The sequence below is a fragment of the Aquabacterium sp. genome (genome assembly GCF_044226965.1).
In the GTDB taxonomy this organism is placed as follows: Bacteria; Pseudomonadota; Gammaproteobacteria; order Burkholderiales; family Burkholderiaceae_C; genus Pseudaquabacterium.
In genome coordinates this window covers 21,681-45,685 of the sequence record NZ_JBGAGA010000026.1, presented here as the reverse complement: position 1 = coordinate 45,685, position 24,005 = coordinate 21,681, and the positions used below count along the sequence as shown (strand labels likewise).

The 24,005-nt window shown below is 70.0% G+C and carries 20 protein-coding genes; 10 read left to right on the top strand and 10 right to left on the bottom strand.

Features of this window, described 5'->3' with window-relative positions; translation table 11 throughout:
- Window positions 1-2: 2 nt before the first annotated feature.
- A complete protein-coding gene (gene rsmB / locus ACILR4_RS13705) occupies window positions 3-1,319 on the bottom strand; it encodes a 16S rRNA (cytosine(967)-C(5))-methyltransferase RsmB (protein WP_395701420.1) in 1,317 nt (438 codons plus the stop codon).
- A 99-nt stretch (window positions 1,320-1,418) separates the two neighbouring features.
- On the opposite strand from rsmB, the gene folE reads away from it, so the two are divergent.
- Together folE and ACILR4_RS13695 are read left to right on the top strand one after the other, a co-directional pair.
- Window positions 1,419-2,153 carry a GTP cyclohydrolase I gene (gene folE / locus ACILR4_RS13700; protein WP_395701419.1) on the top strand — a complete coding sequence of 245 codons (735 nt, stop codon included), beginning with the start codon at window positions 1,419-1,421 and terminating at the stop codon, window positions 2,151-2,153.
- Between the two features lie 2 nt (window positions 2,154-2,155).
- Window positions 2,156-2,575 carry a BLUF domain-containing protein gene (locus ACILR4_RS13695; RefSeq protein ID WP_395701418.1) on the top strand — a complete coding sequence of 140 codons (420 nt, stop codon included), beginning with the start codon at window positions 2,156-2,158 and terminating at the stop codon, window positions 2,573-2,575.
- A gap of 41 nt (window positions 2,576-2,616) precedes the next feature.
- On the opposite strand, the gene ACILR4_RS13690 is transcribed toward ACILR4_RS13695, so the two are convergent.
- Together ACILR4_RS13690 and queC are read right to left on the bottom strand one after the other, a co-directional pair.
- Window positions 2,617-3,162, bottom strand: a complete 546-nt coding sequence (locus ACILR4_RS13690) for a LemA family protein (protein ID WP_395701417.1) — start codon at window positions 3,160-3,162, stop codon at window positions 2,617-2,619.
- Window positions 3,162-3,896: a 7-cyano-7-deazaguanine synthase QueC gene (gene queC, locus ACILR4_RS13685; RefSeq protein WP_395701416.1), complete on the bottom strand. Its 735-nt coding sequence runs from the start codon at window positions 3,894-3,896 to the stop codon at window positions 3,162-3,164. Before queC ends, ACILR4_RS13690 begins: the two co-directional genes overlap by 1 nt.
- Window positions 3,897-4,031: 135 nt before the next feature.
- Between queC and ACILR4_RS13680 the strand changes: the two genes are divergently transcribed.
- Window positions 4,032-5,249, top strand: coding sequence for a hypothetical protein (locus ACILR4_RS13680; protein WP_395701415.1), 1,218 nt, complete (start codon window positions 4,032-4,034; stop codon window positions 5,247-5,249).
- Here the strand turns inward: ACILR4_RS13680 and ACILR4_RS13675 are convergent, their stop codons facing one another.
- Window positions 5,250-6,530 carry a glutamate-5-semialdehyde dehydrogenase gene (locus ACILR4_RS13675; protein WP_395701414.1) on the bottom strand — a complete coding sequence of 427 codons (1,281 nt, stop codon included), beginning with the start codon at window positions 6,528-6,530 and terminating at the stop codon, window positions 5,250-5,252.
- Window positions 6,531-6,599: 69 nt separating this feature from the next.
- Between ACILR4_RS13675 and bamE the strand changes: the two genes are divergently transcribed.
- On the top strand, window positions 6,600-7,106 hold the full coding sequence (gene bamE / locus ACILR4_RS13670; RefSeq protein ID WP_395701413.1) for an outer membrane protein assembly factor BamE: 507 nt from the start codon (window positions 6,600-6,602) through the stop codon (window positions 7,104-7,106).
- A gap of 13 nt (window positions 7,107-7,119) precedes the next feature.
- On the opposite strand, the gene ACILR4_RS13665 is transcribed toward bamE, so the two are convergent.
- Window positions 7,120-8,130, bottom strand: coding sequence for an AEC family transporter (locus tag ACILR4_RS13665; protein WP_395701412.1), 1,011 nt, complete (start codon window positions 8,128-8,130; stop codon window positions 7,120-7,122).
- 177 nt (window positions 8,131-8,307) lie between these two features.
- Here ACILR4_RS13665 and ACILR4_RS13660 point away from each other — a divergent pair, with 177 nt between their 5' ends.
- Window positions 8,308-8,976, top strand: coding sequence for a type IV pili methyl-accepting chemotaxis transducer N-terminal domain-containing protein (locus ACILR4_RS13660; RefSeq protein ID WP_395701411.1), 669 nt, complete (start codon window positions 8,308-8,310; stop codon window positions 8,974-8,976).
- Between the two features lie 126 nt (window positions 8,977-9,102).
- Here the strand turns inward: ACILR4_RS13660 and ACILR4_RS13655 are convergent, their stop codons facing one another.
- A complete protein-coding gene (locus ACILR4_RS13655) occupies window positions 9,103-9,426 on the bottom strand; it encodes a DUF167 domain-containing protein (protein ID WP_395701410.1) in 324 nt (107 codons plus the stop codon).
- 13 nt (window positions 9,427-9,439) lie between these two features.
- A complete protein-coding gene (locus tag ACILR4_RS13650; RefSeq protein WP_395701409.1) occupies window positions 9,440-12,052 on the bottom strand; it encodes a DNA topoisomerase III in 2,613 nt (870 codons plus the stop codon).
- A gap of 108 nt (window positions 12,053-12,160) precedes the next feature.
- Here ACILR4_RS13650 and ACILR4_RS13645 point away from each other — a divergent pair, with 108 nt between their 5' ends.
- From ACILR4_RS13645 to ACILR4_RS13635, 3 genes are read left to right on the top strand one after another with little or no spacing between them, the layout of a single operon-like run.
- Window positions 12,161-12,706, top strand: a complete 546-nt coding sequence (locus tag ACILR4_RS13645; RefSeq protein ID WP_395701408.1) for an SET domain-containing protein — start codon at window positions 12,161-12,163, stop codon at window positions 12,704-12,706.
- A gap of 20 nt (window positions 12,707-12,726) precedes the next feature.
- On the top strand, window positions 12,727-13,647 hold the full coding sequence (locus tag ACILR4_RS13640; protein WP_395701442.1) for a biotin--[acetyl-CoA-carboxylase] ligase: 921 nt from the start codon (window positions 12,727-12,729) through the stop codon (window positions 13,645-13,647).
- Window positions 13,641-14,402 carry a hypothetical protein gene (locus tag ACILR4_RS13635; RefSeq protein WP_395701407.1) on the top strand — a complete coding sequence of 254 codons (762 nt, stop codon included), beginning with the start codon at window positions 13,641-13,643 and terminating at the stop codon, window positions 14,400-14,402. Before ACILR4_RS13640 ends, ACILR4_RS13635 begins: the two co-directional genes overlap by 7 nt.
- Before the next feature lie 92 nt (window positions 14,403-14,494).
- Here ACILR4_RS13635 and ACILR4_RS13630 read toward each other — a convergent pair whose 3' ends face one another.
- The gene (locus ACILR4_RS13630; RefSeq protein ID WP_395701406.1) at window positions 14,495-15,019 is read right to left on the bottom strand and encodes a hypothetical protein; all 525 of its coding nucleotides are present in this window, start codon (window positions 15,017-15,019) and stop codon (window positions 14,495-14,497) included.
- 158 nt (window positions 15,020-15,177) lie between these two features.
- Here ACILR4_RS13630 and ACILR4_RS13625 point away from each other — a divergent pair, with 158 nt between their 5' ends.
- Both ACILR4_RS13625 and ACILR4_RS13620 read left to right on the top strand, forming a co-directional pair.
- A complete protein-coding gene (locus tag ACILR4_RS13625; RefSeq protein WP_395701405.1) occupies window positions 15,178-18,252 on the top strand; it encodes a Calx-beta domain-containing protein in 3,075 nt (1,024 codons plus the stop codon).
- A gap of 61 nt (window positions 18,253-18,313) precedes the next feature.
- Window positions 18,314-20,782, top strand: coding sequence for a Calx-beta domain-containing protein (locus tag ACILR4_RS13620; RefSeq protein ID WP_395701404.1), 2,469 nt, complete (start codon window positions 18,314-18,316; stop codon window positions 20,780-20,782).
- Between the two features lie 38 nt (window positions 20,783-20,820).
- Here ACILR4_RS13620 and gap read toward each other — a convergent pair whose 3' ends face one another.
- Together gap and tkt are read right to left on the bottom strand one after the other, a co-directional pair.
- Window positions 20,821-21,819, bottom strand: coding sequence for a type I glyceraldehyde-3-phosphate dehydrogenase (gene gap / locus ACILR4_RS13615; protein WP_395701403.1), 999 nt, complete (start codon window positions 21,817-21,819; stop codon window positions 20,821-20,823).
- A gap of 67 nt (window positions 21,820-21,886) precedes the next feature.
- Window positions 21,887-23,959, bottom strand: a complete 2,073-nt coding sequence (tkt, locus tag ACILR4_RS13610) for a transketolase (protein ID WP_395701402.1) — start codon at window positions 23,957-23,959, stop codon at window positions 21,887-21,889.
- Between the last annotated feature and the right edge of the window lie 46 nt (window positions 23,960-24,005).

Genomic DNA, 24,005 nt, shown 5'->3' with positions numbered 1-24,005 from the left:
CGCTAGGGTTGGTGGATCAACGCGTAGAAGAAGCCGTCACCGCTGGTTTCGGTCGCAGATCCGGGACGACTCGCATTGTCCGGCAGCCCCAGCAGATGGCCCGGCGAGGCAGGGTCGAGCCGGGGTTTGTCCGCCGCGTGCCGTTGCAAAAAAGCGTCGATCTGTTGCTGACCTTCCAGCCGGAAGATCGAGCAGGTGGCATACAGCAGCCGGCCGCCGGGCTTCAGCAGCGGCCACAGCGCGTCCAGCAGCTCGGCCTGGATGCGCGACAGCGCCAGCACGTCGTCGATGCGGCGCAGCCAGCGCACGTCCGGGTGGCGGCGCACGATGCCGGAGGCGGTGCACGGCGCGTCGAGCAGGATGGCGTCGAACGGCCGGCCATCCCACCAGCGCGCCACGTCGCGCGCGTCGGCGGCCTGCAGCCGGGCCTTCAGTTGCAGGCGGTTGAGCGTGTCCTGCACGCGGGCCAGCCGCAGCGGGTCGCTGTCCAGCGCCAGCAGGTCGAGCGCGGGGTCCAGCTCGAGCAGGTGCGCGGTCTTGCCGCCCGGCGCGGCGCAGGCGTCCAGCACATGCGCGCCGGGGGGCAGGCCGCTGCCCAGCAGCAGCGGCGCGGCGCGCTGCGCCGACAGGTCCTGCACCGAGACCTCGCCCTCGGCAAAGCCGGGCAGCTGCTGCACCGGCATCGGCTTGTGCAGCAGCACCGCCTGTGCGTCCAGCGCGGTGGCGGCAAAGCCCAGGCTCGCCAGGCGCTGCACATAGCCGGCCGCCGTGCCGCGCCGGGCATTCACGCGCAACACCATCGGCGGATGGCGGTTGGCCGCCAGCAGCAGCGCCTGCCAGTGCTGCGGCCAATCCTGCTTGACCCGCTCGATCCACCACAGCGGGTGGTTGAAGGCCGCCACCGGCTGGTGGCGCGCGGCCTCGACCAGCGCGGCCGATTCGCGCACGAAGCGCCGCAGCACCGCGTTGACGAAGTTGGCCGCGGCCGGGGCGCGCTGGCGGGCCGCGGTGACGGCCTGGTCGACCAGCGTGTGCTCGGCATACGGCGGATCGCTGCCGGGCCACAGCAGCGCCAGCGCGCTGACCAGCAGCGCATCCACGTTGGGCGGCGGCGACTTGGGCGCCAGCATCGCGCGCACCGCCTGCGCGCCGCCCAGCCAGCGCAGCACGTGGAAGCTCAGCGCCTGCGTGCCGGCGCGCAGCTCGGCCGGGCAGCGCGCCAGCACGTCGGTGAGCGAGCGGCCCTCGCGCACGGCGGCCACCGCGTCGGCGGTGGCGTCGAGCAGGCGGGCCAGCGGTGGCGCGGCGGCGACGTTCATCGCGGTCAGTCTAGCGGCTGGCTTGCCCCTGCCCGGCACGGGTTTGAACGCGCCAGCGCACAATCGGCGCCCCTCCCTTCAGCGCACCTGCAGCACACCATGGCGGCTTCCGACACCTTGCCGATTTTCCGCAGCGAAGCCGAGCTGGCCGCGCTGCCGGCCTCGCAGCGCATCCGCTACCGGCTGGTGGGCGCCGATTGCCGCTACCACGCCAACGACAACATCGCGGAGCACATCCGCGAGGGCGAGCTCGAAGAGCTGCGCGCCGAGGTGCAGGCCAAGATGCAGGGCGTGCTCGAGGCGCTGGTGATCGACACCGACAGCGACCACAACACCAACGAGACCGCCAAGCGCGTGGCCAAGATGTTCATCGAGGAGGTGTTCCGCGGCCGCTACGTGCCGCCGCCCGCGGTGACCGAGTTCCCGAACTTCTCGCGCCTGAACGAGCTGATGATCGTGGGGCCGATCACCGTGCGCAGCGCCTGCTCGCACCACCTGTGTCCCATCCTCGGCAAGGTGTGGATCGGCCTGCTGCCGAACGAGCATTCCAACCTGATCGGCCTGTCGAAATACGTGCGGCTGTGCGACTGGGTGATGTCGCGTCCGCAGATCCAGGAGGAGGCGGTGGTGATGCTGGCCGACGCGCTGCAGGACCGCGTCAAGCCCGACGGCCTGGCCATCGTGATGGAGGCCGACCACTTCTGCATGCACTGGCGCGGCGTGAAGGACGACGATGCGGCGATGACCAACAGCGTGATGCGCGGCTCGTTCCTGAAGAATCCGAACCTGCGGCGCGAATTCCTCTCGCTGATGTCGAAGAAGAACGGCGGCTGACCATGCTGGTGCGACTGACCTACGCGAGCCGGGCGATCCCGAGCATCGACCACGACGAACTGCAGGCCATCCTGCGGCAGAGCAAGCAGAACAACCCGCAGCACGGCATCACCGGGTTGCTGTGCTACTCGGGCGGCATCTTCATGCAGACGCTCGAAGGCGGGCGCCTGGCGGTGAACCACCTGTACAACCGCATAGCGGCCGATCCGCGGCACCACGAGGTGGTGCTGCTGAACTACGAGGAAATCACCGAACGCCGCTTCGCCGGCTGGGCGATGGGCCAGGTCAACATGGCGCGGCTCAACCCGGCCTTGCTGCTGAAGTACTCGGCCACCGCGACGCTGGACCCTTACGCCGTCTCGGGCAGGGCCTCGATGGCCTTGTTCGACGAACTGGTCGCCACCGCGTCGGTGATGTGCTGAGTGCCGGCCCCCGGCGGCGGAGTACCGCAGCCGGGGCCGACTCACAGCGTGCCGGCGCGGCCGAAGCGGAACACGCCGGCCAGCAGGCGCGTGGGGAACTGCAGCACGGCGTCGTTGTAGGCGGACGATGCCTCGTTGAACACCTGGCGCGCGAACTGCCAGCGCGCCGGCAGCTCGCGCAGCGCCTGCAGCGGCCCCGCCAGTGCAGGCTCCTCGCGCCAGTCGGGCTGCTGCTCGATCAGCGAGCACAGCCGCGCCAGCACCGGCGCCAGCGCGGTTTCGGCCTGGGCCAGCGCGGCCACCCGCTCGGCATCGGCCGGCTTGCCGCGCAGCGCATCGGCGGCACGACCCACCTGGGCCTGCGCCTGCACCACGGCGTCGAGCGCGGCGCGTTCACCGGCCAGCCGCGGCTCGGCCGCCACCAGCAGCTCGGCCAGCGCCTGGCGCCGCGCGGCCAGCACCGCCTCCAGCTGCGCCCAGGCGGCGTTGATCGGGCTGCGCAAGGCCACCACGCGGTTGTGCGCCCCCAGCATCCAGAAGAACAGCACGGCCAGCGCGGCCAGCAGCCAGACCAGCGGGGCGTCCATCAGCGCGCCGCTCCCGGCGGCAGCGGCAGGGCCTGGCCGCTGCGCCACGCCGCATGGCCGGCGGCGCGCAGCTGGCAGGCCGGGCAGTGGCCGCAGCCATGGCCCCAGTCATGCCGCTGGCCGCGTTCACCCAGGTAGCAGGTGTGCGTGTGCTCGACGATCAGCGCGTTGAGCGCCGTCCCGCCCAGCGCCTCGGTCAGCGCCCAGGTCTGCGCCTTGTCCAGCCACATCAGCGGCGTCTCGATCGTCATCGGCCCGTCGAGCCCGAGCGAGAGCGCCAGCTGCATGGCCTTGATGGTGTTGTCGCGGCAGTCGGGGTAGCCGGAGTAGTCGGTCTCGCACATGCCGCCCACCAGCACGCTGGCGCCGCGCCGGTAGGCCAGTGCGGCCGCAAAGCCCAGGAACAGCAGGTTGCGGCCGGGCACGAAGGTGTTCGGCAGCCCGTTGGCCTGCAGCGCGATGGCGCGGGCGTCGGTCAGCGCGGTATCGGAGATCTGCCCCAGCAGCCGCAGGTCCAGCAGGTGATCGTCACCCAGCTTCGCGGCCCAGTGCGGATAGGCCGCCGCGAGCTCGCGCCGCACCACCGCGCGGCAATCGAGCTCGATGCGATGCCGCTGGCCGTAGTCGAAGCCCACGGTCTCGACACGCGGGTAGCGCGCCAGCGCCCAGGCCAGGCAGGCGGTGGAGTCCTGGCCGCCGGAAAACAGCACCAGCGCGGTGCTGTTCAGCGGCATGGCCGCCTCCCGGCGATCACGGGCGCCCCCTCAGGCACGGGTGTTGCACGGCAACATGTGCGCAATGCGCTTGACCGCCTCGGTTCCATCGCAGATAACTCCGGCGTTTGTTGCAAACCCTTGCAAGGCTGACCCATGTCGCTCTCGAAATCCATTCTGGCGCGTGTCTGTGCATTGTCGCTGGCCGGCCTGTTGGCCAGCGGCGCAGCCCAGGCCGGCAGGCAGGCACCTTTCGCGATCAACGAGCAGCTGGTGTCGCTGCAGCCGGACCTGATCGATTTCGAGTTCAGTCCGTCGCGCTCGAAGATCGTCTGGGCCGATTCCACCGGCAAGCTCTGGACGGCCGATGTCGACCCCACCACCGGCGCCTTCAAGCCGACCAATGGCAAGGGCACGCTGGTCGACGGCGATGCGCTGACCACCAAGGACCTGAACTTCACCTACAACGGTCCCGAGTGGATCTCGGCGGCCAGCGGCGACCAGATCGTTTACACCAAGTTCGTGCCGGGCACCACGCACGCCGCGTTCACCGCCCGCCTGGCACTGGCCACGCAGAACACCGACGGCACCTGGACCGTGCGCACCATGGGCCCGAACTCGCCGCGCCTGGGCCCGTATGCCAGCCATGACGCCGGCGACCCGGTGCCGCGGATCACCTACATGGACAACTTCGGCAACCACTACTGGCGCAATGTCAGCACCACGGTGACCGAAGAGATGATCCCGGGCCTGCCGCCCTCGATCGTGTCGGTGCGCTTCGTCGAAGGCAAGCGCGCGCTGTTGTACGCGACGGAGGCCAACAACGGCGTGCGGCAGGTCTACATGTACGCGCTCGACACCAAGCAGCTCGCGCAGATCACCTACGACAGCGGCAACAAGGACCTGCAGACCGTGCCCTGGTCCTGGGTGGCGCCGGAATTCAATGGCGAGCTGGCGCTGATGACGGTGGTCGACAACAGCACCTTGCGCATCTACAAGCACGATGCCAGCGCGTCGCCGCAATGGCAGGTCTACAGCCAGGTGACCGTGCCCAACGGCATGCGCATCTCGTCGCCCGAGCCCTTCACGTACAACGGCAAGTCCTATGTGTCGATGACGCTGGCCAAGCCCGAGGACAACTACCCCTCGCAGATCTGGCTCGCCAACATCGACCCCGCCGCGCCGCTGCTGCGCGCGGTCAGCGACGACAGCCCGGTACGCGCGCGCATCGACCCGGAAGTGGTCACCACCTCGAAGGGCGTGTTCGTCTACTACAACCGCTTCAACCCGCTGAAGAACCCGCAGGAGCCGTTCTGCGGCACCTGCTCCGAAGGCGTCTTCCGCGCCTTCACCGGCCTGACGCCAGGCAACTGATCAGCGGCGCGTCTCGCCCTGCCCGAGCACGATCCACTTCATCGAGGTCAGGCCCTCGAGCCCCACCGGGCCGCGGGCGTGGAACTTGTCGGTGCTGATGCCGATCTCGGCGCCCAGCCCGTACTCGAAGCCGTCGGCGAAGCGCGTGCTGGCGTTGACCATCACGCTGGCCGAATCCACCTCGCGCAGGAAACGCATCGCGCTCGGGTGATGGGTGGTCAGGATCGCGTCGGTGTGGTGCGAGCCGTGGCGGTTGATGTGCGCGATGGCTTCGTCCAGGCTCGCCACCACCTTCACGCTGATGATCGGCGCCAGGTACTCCTCGGCCCAGTCGGCCTCGGTGGCGGGCACGAGCTTCGCGCCGGGCACTGACGCCAGGATCGCCAGGCTCGCCGGGCAGCCGCGCATCTCGACGCCCTTGGCCGCGAAGATCGCCCCGATGCGCGGCAGGAAGGCCGCGGCCTGACGCTCGTGCACCAGCAGCGATTCGGCCGCATTGCAGGGGCTGTACTTCTGCGTCTTGGCGTTGTCGGTGACGACCAGCGCCTGCTCGATGTCGACCTCGGCATCGACGTAGACGTGGCAGTTGCCGTCCAGGTGCTTGATCACCGGCACCCGCGCCTCGGCGCTGATGCGCTCGATCAGCCCCTTGCCGCCGCGCGGGATGATGACGTCCACGTACTCGGGCATCGCGATCAGCCGGCCCACCGCGGCGCGGTCGGTGGTCTCCACCAGCTGCACCGCGTCGGCCGGCAGGCCGGCCTCCACCAGCGCGGCCTGCACCAGCTTCCACAGCGCCAGGTTGCTGTGCAGTGCCTCGGAGCCGCCACGCAGGATGCAGGCATTGCCGCTCTTGATGGCCAGCGAGGCGGCCTCGATCGTCACGTTCGGGCGGCTCTCGTAGATCATGCCGAACACGCCCAGCGGCACGCGCATCTGGCCGACGCTGATGCCCGAGGGCTGGCGCTTGACGCCGGTGATCTCGCCGATCGGATCGGGCATCGCGGCGATCTGCTCGCAGCCTTCGGCCACCGTGTCCAGCACCTGGGGCGTGAGCTTGAGCCGGTCGACCATCGGCTCGGCGAGGCCCGCAGCACGGGCGGCCTGCAGGTCCAGCGCGTTGTCGGCCTGCAGCGCCGGCCCGGCCTCGCGCAGCCGGCGCGCCAGCACGCGCAGCGCGGCGTTCTTCGCGGCCGACGAGGCCGCCGCCATCGTGCTGGACGCAGCACGGGCAGCGACGCCCACATGGGCCATGTAGGCGGGGATGTCTGACGGGCTCATGCGCCCGATTTTCCCAGATCGCGCCGCTGCACAATGCGCCGTCCCCCCGATGCCCCGCGGAGCCCGACGATGAGCCTGAGATCGACGCTGTCCCTGCTGATCCCGCTGCTGCTGTGCACGCTGCTGGCGGCCTGCGACCAGCAGCGCATCGAGAAGCTGCAGCCCGGCGTTTCCGGCGAGGCCGAGGTGCGTCAGCAGTTCGGCGAGCCGGTGATGGTGGTCGAGAAGGCCGATGGCTCCAAGGTGTTGGAGTACCCGCGCCAGCCCGAGGGCAGCACCAACTACTTCATCACGCTGGGGCCGGACGGCAAGCTGCAGTCGATCCGCCAGGCGCTGACGCCGGAAAGCTTCGCGCAGGTGCAGCCCGGCATGCCGCAGGGCGAGGTGCGCAAGCTGCTCGGCAGGCCGGCCAAGGCACAGCGCTTCGCGATGAAGCCCGACGAGGAAGTGTGGGACTGGCGCTTCCTCGACGGCCAGCAGAAAAAGCAGTTCAGCGTGACCTTCGACCGCGAGCACAAGGTGCTGAGCACGGCCACCGCCGACGACCCGCGCGAGACGATGCAGGGCGGCCGCTAGCGAGCGGTGAAGCCTAGGCCAGCCGCGCCAGCACGGCCAGCCACAGCGGCACGGTCAGCACGAAGCCGAAGGTCGACAGCACGATCGTGGTCGTCGCCTCGGCCTCGAGCGCGCGGTAGCGCTGCGCGAAGATCAGCGCATTGCTGCCGGTGGGCATCGCGGCCAGGACCACCACCACCTGCAGCGGCAGCCCGCGCACGCCGAAGCCCCAGTGCGCCACCACCAGCACCAGCGCCGGCAGCGCGACCAGCTTCAGCAGGCTGGTGAGCACGGCGCCGCCGATCGACCCGGCCACGCCGTAGTAGGCCAGCGACAGGCCGATCAGCACCAGGCACAGCGGCGCCACCGCGGTGCCCAGCAGCTGCAGCGTTTCGTCCAGCGCGCCGGGCAGCGGCCAGCCGGTGGCGTGCCAGAGCATGCCGGCCAGCACCGGCAGCACCACCGGGTGGATCACGGTGTTGCGCACCGTCATGCCCAGCGTGCGCAGCAGGTTGCCGGTGGCCTCGTGCTGCGCGCGGGCGCGCGCCAGGTCCAGCTCGACCAGCACGGTCAGCACCGACAGCAGCATCAGCGCGTGCAGGCTGACCAGCGCGATGTGGATGCCCAGGCCGGCCTCGCCGAACATCGCCGCGGCGATCGGGATGCCCACCTGCACCGAATTGCCGAACACCACCGCGATGGCGCGTGCCGAGGGCGCTGCGGCCAGGCGCTCGGCGGCGGCCAGGTCGGCCGTCGGCTGGTGCCGCAGTCGCCAGCGCATCGCGGCATACACCGCCAGCAGCATCAGCAGCACCGGCGCAAAGAAGGCCACCACCGTGGCCCAGGGCATGGTGTTCAGGTCCAGCCGCGCAGTGGTGCGAAACAGCAGCGCGGGCACGAAGATGTAGAAGGCCGCATGGCCCAGCGTGCGCGCCGGGTCGCTGCCCGCCTTCGCGTCGCCGAGCCAGCGCATGCGCCCGGCCGCCCAGCCCAGCGCGACGGTGACGAAGATCGCCAGCAGCTTGTGGAGCACCAGGGGGGACATGACGACAGTTGCTAGCGTACGAAAGGAGCGGCCTCGGTGCAGCCGCCGGGCCGGCCGTGCATCATGCACGCATTCGGCGCCTGCGTGGCCGGGGCTGGCTTCGCCATCGGCGAGGCCAGCCTTCGCGGCACGGAGCTTGCGAAGCGCGACCTGGGGTCAACCCCAAGGGAGCCAAAGATGGTCGTCGCCACCTCGTCACGCCTCGCCCCAGTGCATGCCGCCCCGCAGGAGGGCGAATCGGTCCCTGCCGAGACCTGGTCTTCGCTGATCAACCTGGCCGGCCGCCAACGCATGCTGAGCCAGCGCATCGCGCTGATGGCGCTGCTGGCCGACCGGGGCGACCGCCCCGCACGCAGCGCTGCGCGCGAGGCCTTGCAGCAGTTCAGCCGCGCACACGAACGCCTGAGCCAGGGCGGCGACGGCCTGCCGGCCCCGCCCACCGCGGCCCTGCGGGAAGCCCTCGTCGGACCCGCAGGCGCCGATGCCGCGGTGCGCCGCTTCATCGCGCTGGCGCACCAGGTGCTGGACGGGCCCGACGCCGCACTGCACCGCGACGCGCTGGCGCAGCTGGTGGAGCAGGCCACGCCGCTGCTGGCCCAGCTGAACCAGCTGACCCTGGCCTACGAGGCCCAGGCCCGCTCCGCCGCGCAGCGCGCCCAGGCACACCGGGCCAGCCTGATCAGCCGCATCGAGCGCGTGGCCGGCGAGGCCCGCATCGTCGCGATGAACGCCCGCATCGCCGCGGCGCGGGCGGGCGATGGCGGCCGGGAGTTCGGCGTGGTCGCGGCACGACTCGTCGAGGTCAGTGCTCAGATCGAATCATTGAGCCACGCGGCGATGCGCTAGAGATGTCGGCCCCGGTCGCCTGGCGGCCGCCCCCGGGGGGCTGATTCAACCCGACCGGGAAACCCGGATCGGGTTGAACGGCTTCGATCAAGAGCCCGCGCCCCTGGCCGCGATGCGACCTGTCCCCTACCGGGGAACGGGCACCACGTTGGCGCCGAGCCAGGCGCTCACGGTCGTCACCGGCAGCGCGATCTGCAGCTGCTTGCGGCGCGACGACTGGCCGCGCAGCAGCGTGATTGCGCGCTTCGGGCAGCCCAGCTCATCGGCCAGCCAGTCGACCAGGCACTGGTTGGCCTTGCCATCGACCGGCGGCGCAGCCAGGCGCACGCGCAACGCGCCGTCGTGCAGGCCATCGGCGGCCGTGCGCTTGGCGTTCGGCGCCACGCTGACGTCGAGCACGCAGCCTTCGCCCTGCGCGCGCAGGCAGGGCCAGGCGGCTGCGTTGCTCATCGGCGAGCGGGCGTCACTCTTCGGCCGCGGCGGTCTTCTTCGCGGCCACCTTCTTCGCGGCGCCGGCGGTCTTCTTCGCCGCCGGGGCCTTGGCGCCGCGCGGCTCGAACTCGAAGCCGACCTTGCCTTCCTTCGCGTCCCACACCAGGAAGGCCTTGAACTTGCGCTTGGTGCGGTTGGAGACGAAGCCTTCGAGCAGGTCGGTCTTGCCGCCGCTCAGCAGCTTGTTCAGCTGCTCGTGCGAGACCGGCTGCGTCAGGATGATCTTGCCGGTCTTGAAGTCGCAGGTGACATGCGCACCCACCGCGTGCTCGCAGACGTAGTTGCTGCCATGCTCGTAGACATGGCCCTTGCACTTGGGGCAGGCCCCCAGCGAGGCCTGGCCCGAGAAGTCCACCGGCTCGCCATCGCCCTCGCCGCCCTTGGCGTCATCGCCGAAGTCGAACTCGAGCTTCCAGTTCGCGATCTCGTCGTCGTGCACCAGCTTCAGCTCGGCGGTGAAGGGCCAGCCGGCCTTGGAGCGGAAGCCCTCCAGCGGCCCGATCTTCTTGTCGCGCAGGAAAGCCTCGACCTCGTGCAGCTCGAAGCTGCGACCGCCCGGGATCTTGGTGATCGAGAAGCCGCACCCTTCGCTCGCACCATCGGCCCCGGTGCAGGTGAAGCGGCGGTAGTTCTCCTTGACGATGCCGCCGCATTGCGGGCAGCGCTGCTGCAAGGTGGCGTAGTCGCCGGGGATGGTGTCGCGGTCGTATTCCTTGGCCTTGCGCACGATGCGCTCGGCCATCTTCGCGATCTCCTTCATGAACGCGTCGCGCGAGAGCCGGCCATGCTCCATCTCGGCGAGCTGGTATTCCCAGTTGCCGGTGAGCTCGGGCTTGGTGAGGTCCTCGACGTCCAGGCCGCGCAGCAGGGTCATCAGCTGGAAGGCCTTGGCGGTCGGGATCAGGTCGCGGCCCTCGCGGATCATGTACTTTTCCATGATCAGGCCTTCGATGATGGCCGCACGCGTGGCCGGCGTGCCCAGGCCCTTCTCGTGCATCGCGGCACGCAGCTCGTCGTCGTCGATCAGCTTGCCGGCGCCTTCCATCGCGCTGAGCAGCGTGGCCTCGTTGTAGCGCGCCGGCGGCCGCGTCTTCAGCGCGTTGACCTCGACATGCTCGTTCGTCACCTGCTCGTTCGGCTGGACCGGCACCAGGTTGGCATCCTCGTCCTGCGCTTCCTTGCCGTACACGGCCAGCCAGCCGGGGTTCACCAGCACCTTGCCGTTGGTCTGGAAGTGGTGGCCCTCGATCTGCGTGATGCGGGTGGTGACCAGGTACTCGGCCGGCGGGTAGAACACCGCCAGGAAGCGCTTGACGACCATGTCGTAGAGCTTGGCCTCGACCTCGGTCAGGCTCTTGGGGGCCTGCAGCGTCGGGATGATCGCGAAGTGGTCCGACACCTTGCTGTTGTCGAACACCCGCTTGATCGGCTTGACGTAGCCTTCCTTCAGGCCCTTCTTCGCATGCGCGCTCAACTCGCGCAGCGGGCCGGGCAGGTCTTCCTTCGAGATCATCTCGAAGGTCTGCTTCACGGTGCCGAGGTAGTCCTCGGGCAGCGCGCGCGAATCGGTCCGCGGGTAGGTCAGCACCTTGTGCTTCTCGTACAGCGCCTGCGCGATGCTCAGCGTGGTCTTGGCCGAGAAGCCGAAGCGGCCGTTGGCCTCGCGCTGCAAGGTGGTCAGGTCGTACAGCAGCGGGCTGGACTGGTTGCTGGGCTTGGCTTCCTCGGTCACCGTGCCGGTCTTGCCCAGCACCGCATCGGCAATCGCATTGGCCTGCTTCTCGTCCCACAGGCGGTCGGCGCGGCGGTCGGCGTCCGTCTCGTCCTTCTTGAACTTCGGGTCGAACCACTTGCCTTCGTAGTCCCCGGCCGATGCCTGGAAGCCGGCCTTGATTTCCCAGTAGTCGCGCGCCACGTGCTTGCGGATCTTCTCCTCGCGCTCGACGACGATCGACAAGGTGGGCGTCTGCACGCGGCCCACGGTGGTGAGGAAGAAGCCACCGTCGCGCGAGTTGAAGGCCGTCATCGCGCGCGTGCCGTTGATGCCCACCAGCCAGTCGGCTTCCGAGCGGCTGCGCGCCGCATCGGCCAGGCCCAGCATCTGCTGGTCGGAGCGCAGGCGTTCGAAGCCTTCGCGGATGGCCTGGGGCGTCATGCTCTGCAGCCACAGGCGCTGGATCGGCTTGTTCAGCGGGGTCTTGCCCGTGTCGGCGTACTGCACGATGAGCCGGAAGATCAGCTCGCCTTCGCGGCCCGCGTCACAGGCGTTGATCAGCGCGGTCACGTCCTTGCGCTTGACCAGCTTGACCACCGCGTTGAGCCGGGTCTTGGCCTTGTCGATCGGCGCCAGGTCGAAGTGCGGCGGCACCACCGGCAGGTGCGCGAAGCTCCACTTGCCGCGCTTGACGTCGTATTCCTCCGGCGCCTTGATCTCGACCAGGTGGCCGACGGCCGACGTGACGACATAGGCGTCGTTCTCGAAGTGCTCGGCGTGCTTCTCGAACTTGCCCGCCACCGGTGTCAGCGCGCGCACGATGTCCTGCGCGACGCTGGGTTTCTCGGCAATGATGAGGGTCTTGCTCATGGAGTCCAATGAATTCCGGGCTAGGCGGCATGCCTACAATCGATGTTCTCGCGCGCGCACGCACACACACGGGTGTACACGCGCGCGCCCATGAATTCACTTTACCGAATGAAGCCGAGCACGCAAGCCAAGACCCCCAAGACCCCGAAGCCCCAGGCCAACGGGGCGCCGGCCGAAGCACCGGCCGCGGCAGAGAAAGGCCGGCGCATCCAGGTGCGCAAGAGCGGCGTGCATGGCAAGGGCGTGTTCGCGCTGCGGCCCATCAAGAAGGGCGAGACGATCATCGAGTACACCGGCGAGGTCATCAGCTGGCCCGAGGCGCTGCGCCGCCACCCGCATGACCCGAGCGACCCGAACCACACCTTCTACTTCCACATCGACGAAGAACGGGTCATCGACGCCAAGTTCGGCGGCAATGCCTCGCGCTGGATCAACCACGCCTGCGTGCCCAACTGCGAGGCCGACGAGGTCGGCGACCGCGTCTTCATCAAGGCCCTGCGCAACCTGAAGGCCGGCGAGGAACTGTTCTACGACTACGGCCTGGTGATCGACGAGCGCTACACGCCCGCGTTGAAGCGCCAGTTCGCCTGCCACTGCGGCGCCAAGGCCTGCCGCGGCACGATGCTGGCGCCCAAGCGCCAGAAGCTGGGCTGACCGGCCCTGCCATGCCCGCCATGGCCGCGCCCGCGCCCGCCGCGCCACAGCACCTGCCCTGGGGCGCCGAGGACCTGTGGCAGACGCTGCAGCCGCTGCTGCCCGGGCTGTCGATCGAGGTCGTGGCCCAGATCGGCTCGACCAACACCGAGCTGCTCGAACGCGCGCGCCACGGCCTGCGCCCGTCGCCGCAGGATCACGGGCAGGTGCCGGCCGGGCCCGCGCCCGGCCGCCGCCAGGGCGACACCCAGCCCTGCCTGCTGGTGGCCGAGCAGCAGACGCAAGGCCGCGGCCGCCAGGGGAAGGCCTGGCTGGCGAGCGCCGGCGCCTCGCTGACCTTCTCGCTCTCGCTGCCGCTGGCGCCGCGCGACTGGTCCGGCCTCTCGCTGGCCGTGGGCGTGGCACTGGCCGATGCGCTCGACCCGCTGGGCGCCGGCGAACTGCCGCGCATCGGGCTGAAATGGCCCAACGACCTGCTGCTGCTGGACCGCGAGGGCGAGGCCATCGGCCGCAAGCTCGGCGGCATCCTGATCGAGACCGTCTCGGTCGGCGCGCAGCGCATGGCGGTCATCGGCATCGGGCTCAACGTGCAGCCGCAACCGCTGGCCGGTCTGGCCTGGGGTTATGCCTGCCTGCAGGAGCTCGACGCGCGCTTCACCGCGCCGCTGGCACTGGCCACGCTGGCCGAGCCGCTGGTGCGCACCGTCCTCGCGTTCGAGCGTGACGGCTTCGCGCCGCTGCAGCCGCGCTATGCGCGGCGCGACGCGCTGCAGGGCCGCGCCGTGAGCACCACGCTGGCCGAACTGCCCGAAGGCATCGCCGATGGCGTGGCCGAGGACGGCGCGCTGTGGCTGCGCGTGGGGGATCGGCGCGAGCGGCTGGCCAGCGGCGAACTCAGCCTGCGCCTGAGCCCCGGCAGCGGCGGAGCCGGCGCATGCTGAGGGCGCTGGCCGTCCTGCTGCTGCTGGCCAATCTGCTGGTGCTGGGATGGACCCAGGGCCTGTTCGACCGGCTGCGCGGCAGCCGGCTGGAGCCCGAGCGCGAACCCGAACGCCTGCAGCGCCAGGTGAATCCCGACCAGGTGAAGGTGCTGCCCGCGCCAGCGGCCAGTGCGGCGCTGGCGGCCGCCGCCCGCGCCGCCGCCGCCAGCGAGGCCGCCGCGGCCAGCGCCGCACTGGCGGCCGCCGGCACCTGCCTGGAGGCCGGCCCGGTGCCCGCCAGCGCGCAGGCCGCGGCCGAGAAGCTGCTGCAGGAGCATGGCGTCGCGCCCGGCGGCTGGACCCTGCTGCACGGCGAGCGCAAGGGCACCTTCCTGATCTACATGGGCAAGTACACCGACGACGAGACGATGGAGCGCAAGGTCGAGGAGCTCAAGCGCCTGAAGATCGAGACCCAGCCGATCAAGAACGCGCCCGACCTGCAGCCCGGCCTGGTCATCGGCCGCTTCGACGACAAGACCGCCGCCGAGGCCGAGCTGGGCCGCCTGTCGCAGCGCGGCCTGCGCACGGCCCGCGTCGTCACCCTGGTGCCGCCGCTGCCGCTGATCACGCTGCGCGTGCCGGCGACCAGCGATGCGCTAACCGACAAACTGCGCGGCCTGAAGCTGCCGAACAACGGCCCGGCCTTCGCGGCCTGCGGCAGCGTGCCGCCGCTCGGCGCCGCGGCCTCGGGTGCAGTGGCAGCCAGCAAGCCCTGACGCCGCCCAGCGGCCACCGCGGAACCGGCTCCGCCGGGCCGCCGGTGGCGCCCCCTTGGGGGGAAGCGCCGCAGGCGCTCCGGGGGGGACCATCACCTGTAGCCGCCCTCGTTCGCGTTGTGGATGATCCAGATCAGGTTGCCGCCGGTGAAGTCGCCCAGCGAGCCGCCCGCGAAGATCAGCCGGCCCTGGCCCTTGAACACCATCTCGTAGCGGTGGCGGTCGCTGCCGAAGTAGAACGGGATCCAGGCCTTGCCGGTGACGTAGGCGCCCTGGTCGGTGGGCTGCCCCACCAGGTCGACCGACTGGCGCATCGACATGCCGATCTGCAGCTTGGTGAACTTGCTGCCCGGCGCCGGCTTGCCGGTGATCTCGCCCTCCCAGCCGCCCAGGCCCTTGACGGTGGTGCCGCTGCCGGCCTCGATCTTCGACGAGTCGACCACCTCGCCACGCTCGTTCATGCCGGGCTTGGCCTTCGGTGCCGCGGGCGCCGGCGCCGCGGCGGTGGTGGTGGATGACGACGACGAATCACTCTTGCCCGGCATCGTCACGCAGCCGGTGGCGAGCACGGCGGCGAACAGGGCGGCAATCGTCGGAGAGGTGGGCTTGACACTCATCGGGCAGGTTCCGTATTACGTGGTTGAGGGGTTGCCACGGGCATTTGCGCAATATTCCAATTGCCCGCCTTGGCTCGGACCGGCATGGTAGCCGGCCCAAGTTTCACCCGTTTCCCCTCGGCGCAGTCTGGCCGGAACCGCGCACGGAGTCTTTGCCCATGATGGCCTTTTCAGGCAACTACAAGATCGACGGCATTCTCGGCACACAGCCGGCGATCTACGAAGCCAGCAACAACCTCGTCTACGTCAACTTCGGCGCACCGAACCTGGACTCCAGCATCCGGCTGGTGGAAACGCCGACCCAGGGCCAGCAGAGCGCGGTGATGCAGATGCTGGACTACATCACGCTGATCACCGGCGTGCAGTTCACCACCAACAGCAATGCCGGGGCCGGCAGCACCATCACCTTCACCACGGCCGACCTGCCCGACGACATCCTCGGGGTCACGTTGCCCGGGCTGTACAGCGACTACACGATCGCGATAGACACCATCACGTACGAGACCACGAGCGACTTCTCGCCGGGCGGCGTTTCGTACCAGGTGCTGCTGCACGAGATGGGCCATGCGCTGGGTCTCGACCACCCCTTCGAAGGCCCGTACAAGCTGCCCGAAGCCGAGGACAACGCGGCCAACACCTTGATGTCCTACACCTGGAGCGCCGCGCCACGCGCGTACTTCAGCCCCTATGACCTGCTGGCGCTGCAGTGGATCTATGGCAGCGACGGCGTCGGCGGCACCTGGGGCATCGACGGCAGCAAGGGACCCCAGCAGGCCGAGTACTTCGCGCCGATCACGCACACCGTCCACGCCGATGCCGCGCAGGTCTCCGAAGGGGCCAGGACAGTCACCTTCACCGTCACGCGCAGCGGCAACATCGGCGTGCCCAGCACGGTGACCTGGTCGGCTGGCGGCTCGGTGGACAAGTGGGACTTCGCCGACAGCGTGATGCCCAGCGGCATCGTCAGCTTCGCTGCCGACCAGACCGAGCGCGCCATTACCTTGGCGCTGCGCGATGACACCGACGTCGAGGACCCCGAGACGGTCGTCGTCACCCTCGGAAACGTCACCGGCAACGGCGCGATGATCGGCAACGCCAACAGCGACGGCGTGCTGGTGACCGACAACGAGGTGCTGCCCACCGTGTCGATCATCGCGCCTGCGCCGCTGGTCGAAGGCAGCGACGGCGCGCCGCGCATGCTGAGCTTCCTGGTCGAACGCGAGGGCAACACGAGCGGCAGCACCGAAGTCTTCTGGAGCTTCGAAGCCTTCGACACCAGCGCCGATGACTTCAAGGACGGTGCGCTGCCGACGGGCGGCCTGCTCAGCTTCGCACCCGGCGAATACCAGAAGCGGATCGACATCGGCATCGCCGCCGACAGCCGTGTCGAGCCGGACGAGTCCTTCGGCATCCGCCTGGCGGTCACCCACCTCGGCAACCCGGGCACGGTGTTCGCCGCGGGCACTATCCTCAACGACGACAACAACAGCAGCTTCACCATCGCCGCCGGCGAGGCTGCGGTGGCCGAAGGCAACAGCGGCCAGCAGGCGATCGTCTTCACGATCACCCGCAGCGGCAGCGCCGCACAGGCGGTCAGCGTGAACTGGACGCGCAGCGGCAGCCTGGGCAGCGACGACATCGTCAACGGGCCGGCCAGCGGCACGCTCGGCTTCGCGGCCGGAGAATCCAGCAAGACGCTGAGCTTCGACCTGCTCGGCGACACCCGCATCGAGCGCGACGAGGCGCTGACGGTCACGCTCACCGGCACGCAAGGCACCGGGGTCGGCCTGGGCAGCGCACGGCAGGCCACCACCACTGTCACCAATGACGATGGGCGTTATCCGGTGGCCATCGTCGCGGCGCAGGGCAGCGTGGCTGAAGGCGCCGCCGGTGCCGTGAAGAGCCACCTCTTCACGCTGACCCGCAGCGGCGATCTGAGCGAAGCGGCCAGCATCCCGTGGTCGATCGGCGGCACCGTCGACGCGAAGGACTTTGCCGATGGCCAGTTGCTGGCCGGCAATGTCAACTTCGCGGCCGGCCAGGCCAGCGCCACGATCACGCTGACCACCGCCGGCGATGACCTGTACGAACCGGACGAGACGCTGCTGGTCCAACTGGGCCAGGGCGACCTGCTCGGCGCCGCCCCGCAGGCCGGCAGTGCCGGCGTGACGCTGCTGAACGACGACGACCCCGACGAGTTCCGCATCAGCCCCCTGACGCCCGTGGTCGCCGAGGGTTCGGTGATCGGCGCGAAGACGAGCTTCCGCTTCGAGGTCACGCGGCTCGGCCATGTCGACCAGCCACCCAGCGTGGACTACCGGGTGATCGGCAGCGGCGCCTATATGGCCGAGGCGTCCGACTTCGGCAGCACGATGCCAGCCGGCACACTGAAATGGGCCGCTGGCGAGACGCGCAAGACGCTGCTGATCAGCGTGCTGCAGGACACCACGGTCGAGCGCGATGAAGGCTTCAGCGTGCTGCTGTCGAACGGCCGGGGTTCGGCGGTCTCCGCAGACCACGGCACGGCCGCGGCCACCATCCGCTCCGATGAACTGCCCGGGCCGCGCAGCGTGGCGGGACAGGCCGACCGCTTCGAGCGCGTCCAGGTGCCGGGCCAGAAGGGCGAATTCGCACTCAGCTACGACCCGGCCAGCCATGGCACGAAGGTGGTCGACCAGGTGGCCGGGCGCGCCGGCACGACCACGCTCAAGGGCGTCGACGTGCTGCAGTTCGCCTCGGGCGACATGCTGCGCATCGAGCCCAGCCTTCAGCAAAAGCAGTTGCTGCAGCTCGGCCAGGCAATGTTCGGCAGCGAGGGGCTCGACAGCAAGCTGTACGGCATCGGCCTGGTGGCGATCCAGGACCAGGGCATGCCCGCGCTGGCGAGCTATGCAGCCGGCGCCTTCTTCGGCGACGCGGACGCGCACCAGATGGCCGGCACCGTGCTGGCCCACCTGGGCATCGATGCGGCCGCGCTGGGCGGCGAGCCGGCGTGGCGCGCCACACTGGACGTGCTGACCGGCATGTTCAACGGCAGTGCCGACGCCCGCGGCGCGGCGCTGCTCACCGTGCTGCAGGTGCTGGGCGGCCTGGAAGGCGATGCCACCTACGGCAAGGCGGCGACGGCGTTCAACACCAGCGTCGGCAACGAGTGGCTGGGCGAATTCGCGGGCGATCTCGCCACGCTGGTCGGGGTCAGCCAGTTGGACCTGGTCGACCTGCCCCGGCTGTGACCGCCGCAGCGGCAGGCGCGCCGAGCCGGGGACAATCGGCGCGTTACCCCGCCGCCTGCCCATGAGCACGCCCGAAGCCGCCGCCGCCACCTACCCGCCGATCTACCACACGATCACCGCCGACGTCTCGGCCAGCCGCGAGGGCCAGGGCAGCATCACCTTCACGGTGATGCGCAGCGGCAATACCGGCGTGCCGAGCACGGTGAACTGGTTCGTCGGCGGCACCGTCGATGCGGCTGACTTCGGCGGCAAGCTGCCGACCGGGCGCGTGAGCTTCGCGGCGGGCGAGTTCCTGAAGGCCATCGTGCTCAAGCCGCTGGACGACAACGTCGTCGAGGACGACGAGACCATCACCGTCACGCTGGGCGCGCTGACCGGCAACGGCGCGGTGCTGGGCGTGCCGCGCCAGGCGGCGATGACACTCACCGACAACGACCTGCCGCCCACCGTCTCGATCGCCTCGGCCGAGGTGGTCGAAGGCGGTCCCGGCGAAACCCGCAACCTCGTCTTCACGCTCACGCGCAGCGGCAACATCGGCGGCCCCACCGACGTGATCTGGAACGTCCAGCCCTGGGACACCTCGCCCGACGACTTCGCCGGCGGCGTCTTCCCTGCGGAGAGCAGCGTCAGCTTCGCGCCCGGCGCGGCGACGACGACGATCAGCATCGCCATCGCCGGCGACGACAGGATCGAGAGCGACGAGGACTTCATCGTCAACATCACCGCGGTGAGGTTCGGCGTCAATGGCGAGACGCGCGCGGTCGGCACGATCCGCTCGGACGACACCGACAACCGCTTCAGCGTTGCCGCCAAGACCGCCAGCCTGGCCGAGGGCGACAGCGGCACGCAGTGGGTGGAGTTCAATGTCAGCCGCAGCGGCAACACCGCCGCGCCGGCCAGCGTGAGCTGGGCGCTGGGCGGCAGCGTGAACACCGACGACCTCACCCCCGGCACCGCGTTCAGCGGCACGCTGGACTTCGCGCCCGGCGTTGGCAGCCAGCTGCTGCGCTTCGAGCTCGTGGGCGACACGCGCACCGAGATCGACGAGCTGCTAACGCTCGAACTCAGCGGCGCCAGTGGCCTGGGCACCGGGCTCGACGCGGTGCGCGAGGCCAGCACCACGGTCCTCAGCGACGATGCGAAGTACCCGGTCAGCGTCAGCGCCGCGCACGCGGCGGTGGCCGAGGGCGACAGCGGCGCGCAGCAGGTCCACGTCTTCACGCTGACGCGCGGCGGCGACCCGGGCGAAGCCGCGCGCATCGCCTGGACGCTGGGCGGCAGCGTCGACGCAGCCGACTTCGCGCCCGGCGCCCATGCGACCAGCGGCACGGCCAGCTTCGCGCCCGGCGCGGCCACCACGACGCTCAGCTTCACCACCAGCGGCGACACGCTGTACGAGCCGGACGAGACGCTGGTGCTGAACCTGGGCGACGGCGACCTGCTCACGGCCGACGCCCAGCATGGCAGCGCTGGCGTGCAGCTGCTCAACGACGACGAGCCCGACGAGTTCCGCCTGAGCGTGCTGACGCCGGTGCTGGCCGAAGGCTCGGTGCCCGGCGCGAGGACCTCGTTCCGCTTCGAGGTCACGCGCGCCGGCCATGTCGACAGCGCGGCCAGCGTGCAGTACGCGGTCAGCGGCAGCGGCATCAATCCGGTGAACACGGCCGACTTCGGCGGCCGCTTCCCGGCCGGTACGATGAACTGGGCGTCCGGCGAGACGCGCAAGACCCTCTACATCGAGCTGCTGCAGGACACCGCGCCGGAGTTCGACGAGAGCTTCACGCTCAGCCTGAGCGTGGGCGTGAACGCCGGCGTGTCGCCGACGCTGGGCAGCGCGCAGGCCACCGTGCGCTCGGACGAGCTGCCGGCGCCGCGCAGCGTGCGCGGCAGCAGCGCCGACAACGAACGCGTCAGCCTGCCCGGCCCGCGCAGCGGCTACACGCTGAGCCTGGATGCGGCCAGCGGCGCGGTGAAGGTGGTGGACCAGGACCCTGGACGCTCGGGCACGACCACGCTGACCGGCGTTGAGTGGCTGCGCTTTGCCGACCAGGCGCAGCTGAAGCTCGCGCCCGATGCGGGCCAGACCACCTTGCTGCAGCTGGGCCAGGCGCTGTTCGGCCCGCCTGGGCTGAACGACGACCTGTATACGCTGGGCAGCGAGGCGCTGCACACGCTGGGTGCGAAGGCGCTGGCCGGCGAGGCGGCGCAGGCCTTCTTCGGTGACCAGGACGCCGCACAGATGGCCTCGGCCGTGCTGGCCAACCTGGGCCTGGACGCCACGCGGCTGGATGCCGGCACCTTGCTGGCGACGCGCGAGTTGCTAACCTCCATGTTCAGCGGCATCGACCGCGGGGCCGCGCTGCTGACGGTGGTGCAGACCTTCACGGCGCTGGCGGCCGACCCGGTCTACGGCGCGGCGGCCACGGCCTTCAACGGCCGCGTGGCCGCCGAGTGGCTGGGCGAATTCGCCGGCCACCCGGCCACGCTGGCCGGGCTGCCGGACAGCTGGATCGACCTGACGCCGACGTGACGCCGACCTGAGCGGCGTCACGCCCGATCAGCCGTCGATCAGCCGCCGATCACCTGCGCCATCTCGAGCACCTTGTTCGAGTAGCCCCACTCGTTGTCGTACCAGGCCACGACCTTGACGAAGGTCTTGTCCAGCGCGATGCCGGCTTCGGCGTCGAACACGCTGGTGCAGGGCTCGCCGCGGAAGTCGGTGGCCACGACCTTGTCCTCGGTGTAGGCCAGCACGCCCTTCATCGGGCCGGCGGCGGCGGCCTTCATCGCGTTGCAGATGTCGTCCCAGCTGGCTTCCTTCACCAGCTCGGCCGTCAGGTCGATGACGCTCACATCGGACGTTGGCACGCGGAAGCTCATGCCGGTGAGCTTCTTGTTCAGCTCGGGAATCACCACGCCCACCGCCTTGGCCGCGCCGGTGCTGCTGGGAATGATGTTCTCCAGGATGCCGCGGCCGCCGCGCCAGTCCTTGTTGCTCGGGCCGTCCACCGTCTTCTGCGTGGCGGTGGCCGCGTGCACCGTGGTCATCAGGCCGCGCTTGATGCCGAAGCTGTCGTGCAGCACCTTGGCCACCGGGGCCAGGCAGTTGGTGGTGCAGCTGGCGTTGGAGATGATGGCCTGGCCGGCGTAGGTCTTGTCGTTGACGCCGAAGACGAACATCGGCGTGTCATCCTTCGACGGCGCCGACATGATGACCTTCTTCGCGCCCGCGTCGATGTGCTTCTGCGCGGTTTCCTTGGTGAGGAACAGGCCGGTGGACTCCACCACCACCTGCGCGCCGACATCGCCCCACTTCAGCGCCGCGGGATCGCGCTCGGCCGTCAGGCGGATCTTCCTGCCGTTGACGATCAGCGTCGTGCCCTCGACGGCGATCTCGCCCTTGAAGCGGCCGTGCACGCTGTCGTACTTCAGCATGTAGGCCAGGTAGTCGGGTTCCAGCAGGTCGTTGATCCCGACGATCTCGATGTTCGGGAAGTTCTGCACCGCCGCGCGGAACACCATGCGTCCGATGCGGCCGAAGCCATTGATGCCGAGCTTGAGGGTCATGGTGGGGATCTCCGTTGAACGATGGAAGGTAGCCGAGGAGCGAAACGCGCAGTGTGACGCGCGTCAGTTACTTCGCAAGAACTTTCTGCACGGTCGCCGCGACGTTCTCGGCGGTGAAGTGGAAGTGCTTGAACAGCACCGGGGCCGGTGCGCTTTCGCCGTAGGTATCGAGGCCGACCACCGCGGCGCAGCCGTACTTCCACCAGCCGTCGGTGACACCGGCTTCGACCGCCACGCGCGGCAGGCCGGCGGGCAGCACGCTCTGCTTGTAGGCGGTGCTCTGGCGGTCGAACACCGTGGTCGAGGGCATCGACACCACCCGCACAGCGATGCCAGCCTGCGCCAGCTGCGCCTGCGCGTGCAGCGCCAGCTGCACCTCGGAGCCGGTGGCGATGATGACGGCCTGCGCCTTCTTCTTCAGGCCCACCTCGCCCGGCTCGGCCAGCACGTAGGCGCCACGGGCGATGGCGTCCAGGCCACTGGCCTGGGGTGCGGCGCCCGAGGTCGCCTTGGGCGCATACGGCAGGTTCTGGCGCGACAGCAGCAGCGCGCTGGGGCGATGGCGCGACTGGATCGCGCAGGCCCAGGCGACCACGGTCTCGGCGGTGTCGGCCGGGCGCCAGACGTCCAGGTTCGGGATCAGGCGCAGCGCGGCGGCATGCTCCACGCTCTGGTGCGTGGGGCCGTCTTCGCCCAGGCCGATGGAGTCGTGCGTGAAGACGTGGATCACGCGCGTGCGCATCAGCGCGGCCATGCGGATGGCGTTGCGGCTGTAGTCGCTGAAGGTCAGGAAGGTGCCGCCATAGGGGATGTAGCCGCCGTGCAGCGCGACGCCGTTCATGATGGCGGCCATGCCGAACTCGCGCACGCCGTAGTTGATGTGGCGGCCGGGCTTGCCGTCTTCGCCGAGCTTGACCGCGCCGGTGTCGGTGAAGCGCAGCGGCGGCGTGCTGCTGGTGTTGGTGAGGTTCGAGCCGGTCAGGTCGGCCGAGCCGCCCAGCAGCTCGGGCAGCGCCTTCGTGAAGGCCTCCAGCGCCAGCTGGCTGGCCTTGCGGCTGGCCACGGTCTGCGCCTGGGTCTGCGCGGCCACCGCGGCGTCCACCGCCGTCTGCGCGAAGTTGGCCGGCAGCTCGCCGGCCATGCGGCGCTTGAATTCCGCCGCCAGCGCCGGGTGCTCGGCCTTGTAACGCGCAAAGCGCTCGGCCCATTCATGCTCGGCACGGTCGCCGGCGGCCTTGGCGTCCCAGGCTTCGTAGGCTTCCTCGGGAATCACGAAGGGCTCGTGGCGCCAGCCCAGCGCCTCGCGGGTGAGCTTGATCTCGTCGGCGCCCAGCGCCTCGCCATGCGCCTTGGCGGTGCCGGCGCGGTTGGGCGAGCCCTTGCCGATGGTGGTCTTGCAGATGATCAGCGTGGGCTTCAGCGCCGAGCTGCGGGCCTTGGCGATGGCCGCATCGACCGCGGCCACATCATGGCCATCGACCTCGGCGATGACGTTCCAGCCATAGGCCTCGAAGCGCTGGGCCACGTCGTCGATGTACCAGGGCGTGACCTGGCCGTCGATCGAGATGCCGTTGTCGTCGTACAGCGCGATCAGCTTGTTCAGCTTCCAGGCGCCGGCCAGCGCGCAGGCCTCGTGGCTGATGCCTTCCATCAGGCAGCCGTCGCCCAGGAAGGCATAGGTGTGGTGGTCGACCACGGTGTGGCCGGGGCGGTTGAACTCGGCCGCCAGCAGCTTCTCGGCCAGCGCCATGCCCACCGCATTGGTGATGCCCTGGCCCAGCGGGCCGGTGGTGGTCTCGACGCCGGGGGTGATGCCGACCTCGGGGTGGCCCGGGGTCTTGCTGTGCAGCTGGCGGAAGTTGCGCAGCTCGGACAGCGCCAGGTCGTAGCCGGTCAGGTGCAGCAGCGCGTAGATCAGCATCGAGCCGTGGCCGTTGCTGAGCACGAAGCGGTCGCGGTCGGCCCACAGCGGGTTGCGCGGGTTGTGCTTCAGATGGCGGCTCCACAGCGCGACGGCGATGTCGGCCATGCCCATCGGCGCGCCGGGGTGGCCGGAATTGGCCTGCTGCACGGCGTCCATCGCCAGCGCGCGGATCGCGTTGGCCATCAAAGTGGTGTCGGGGGTGTGGGTCGAAGCCATGCGCGCGCGCCGTCAGGTGGCGTGGGGTTGGAGGAAGTGGAACCGA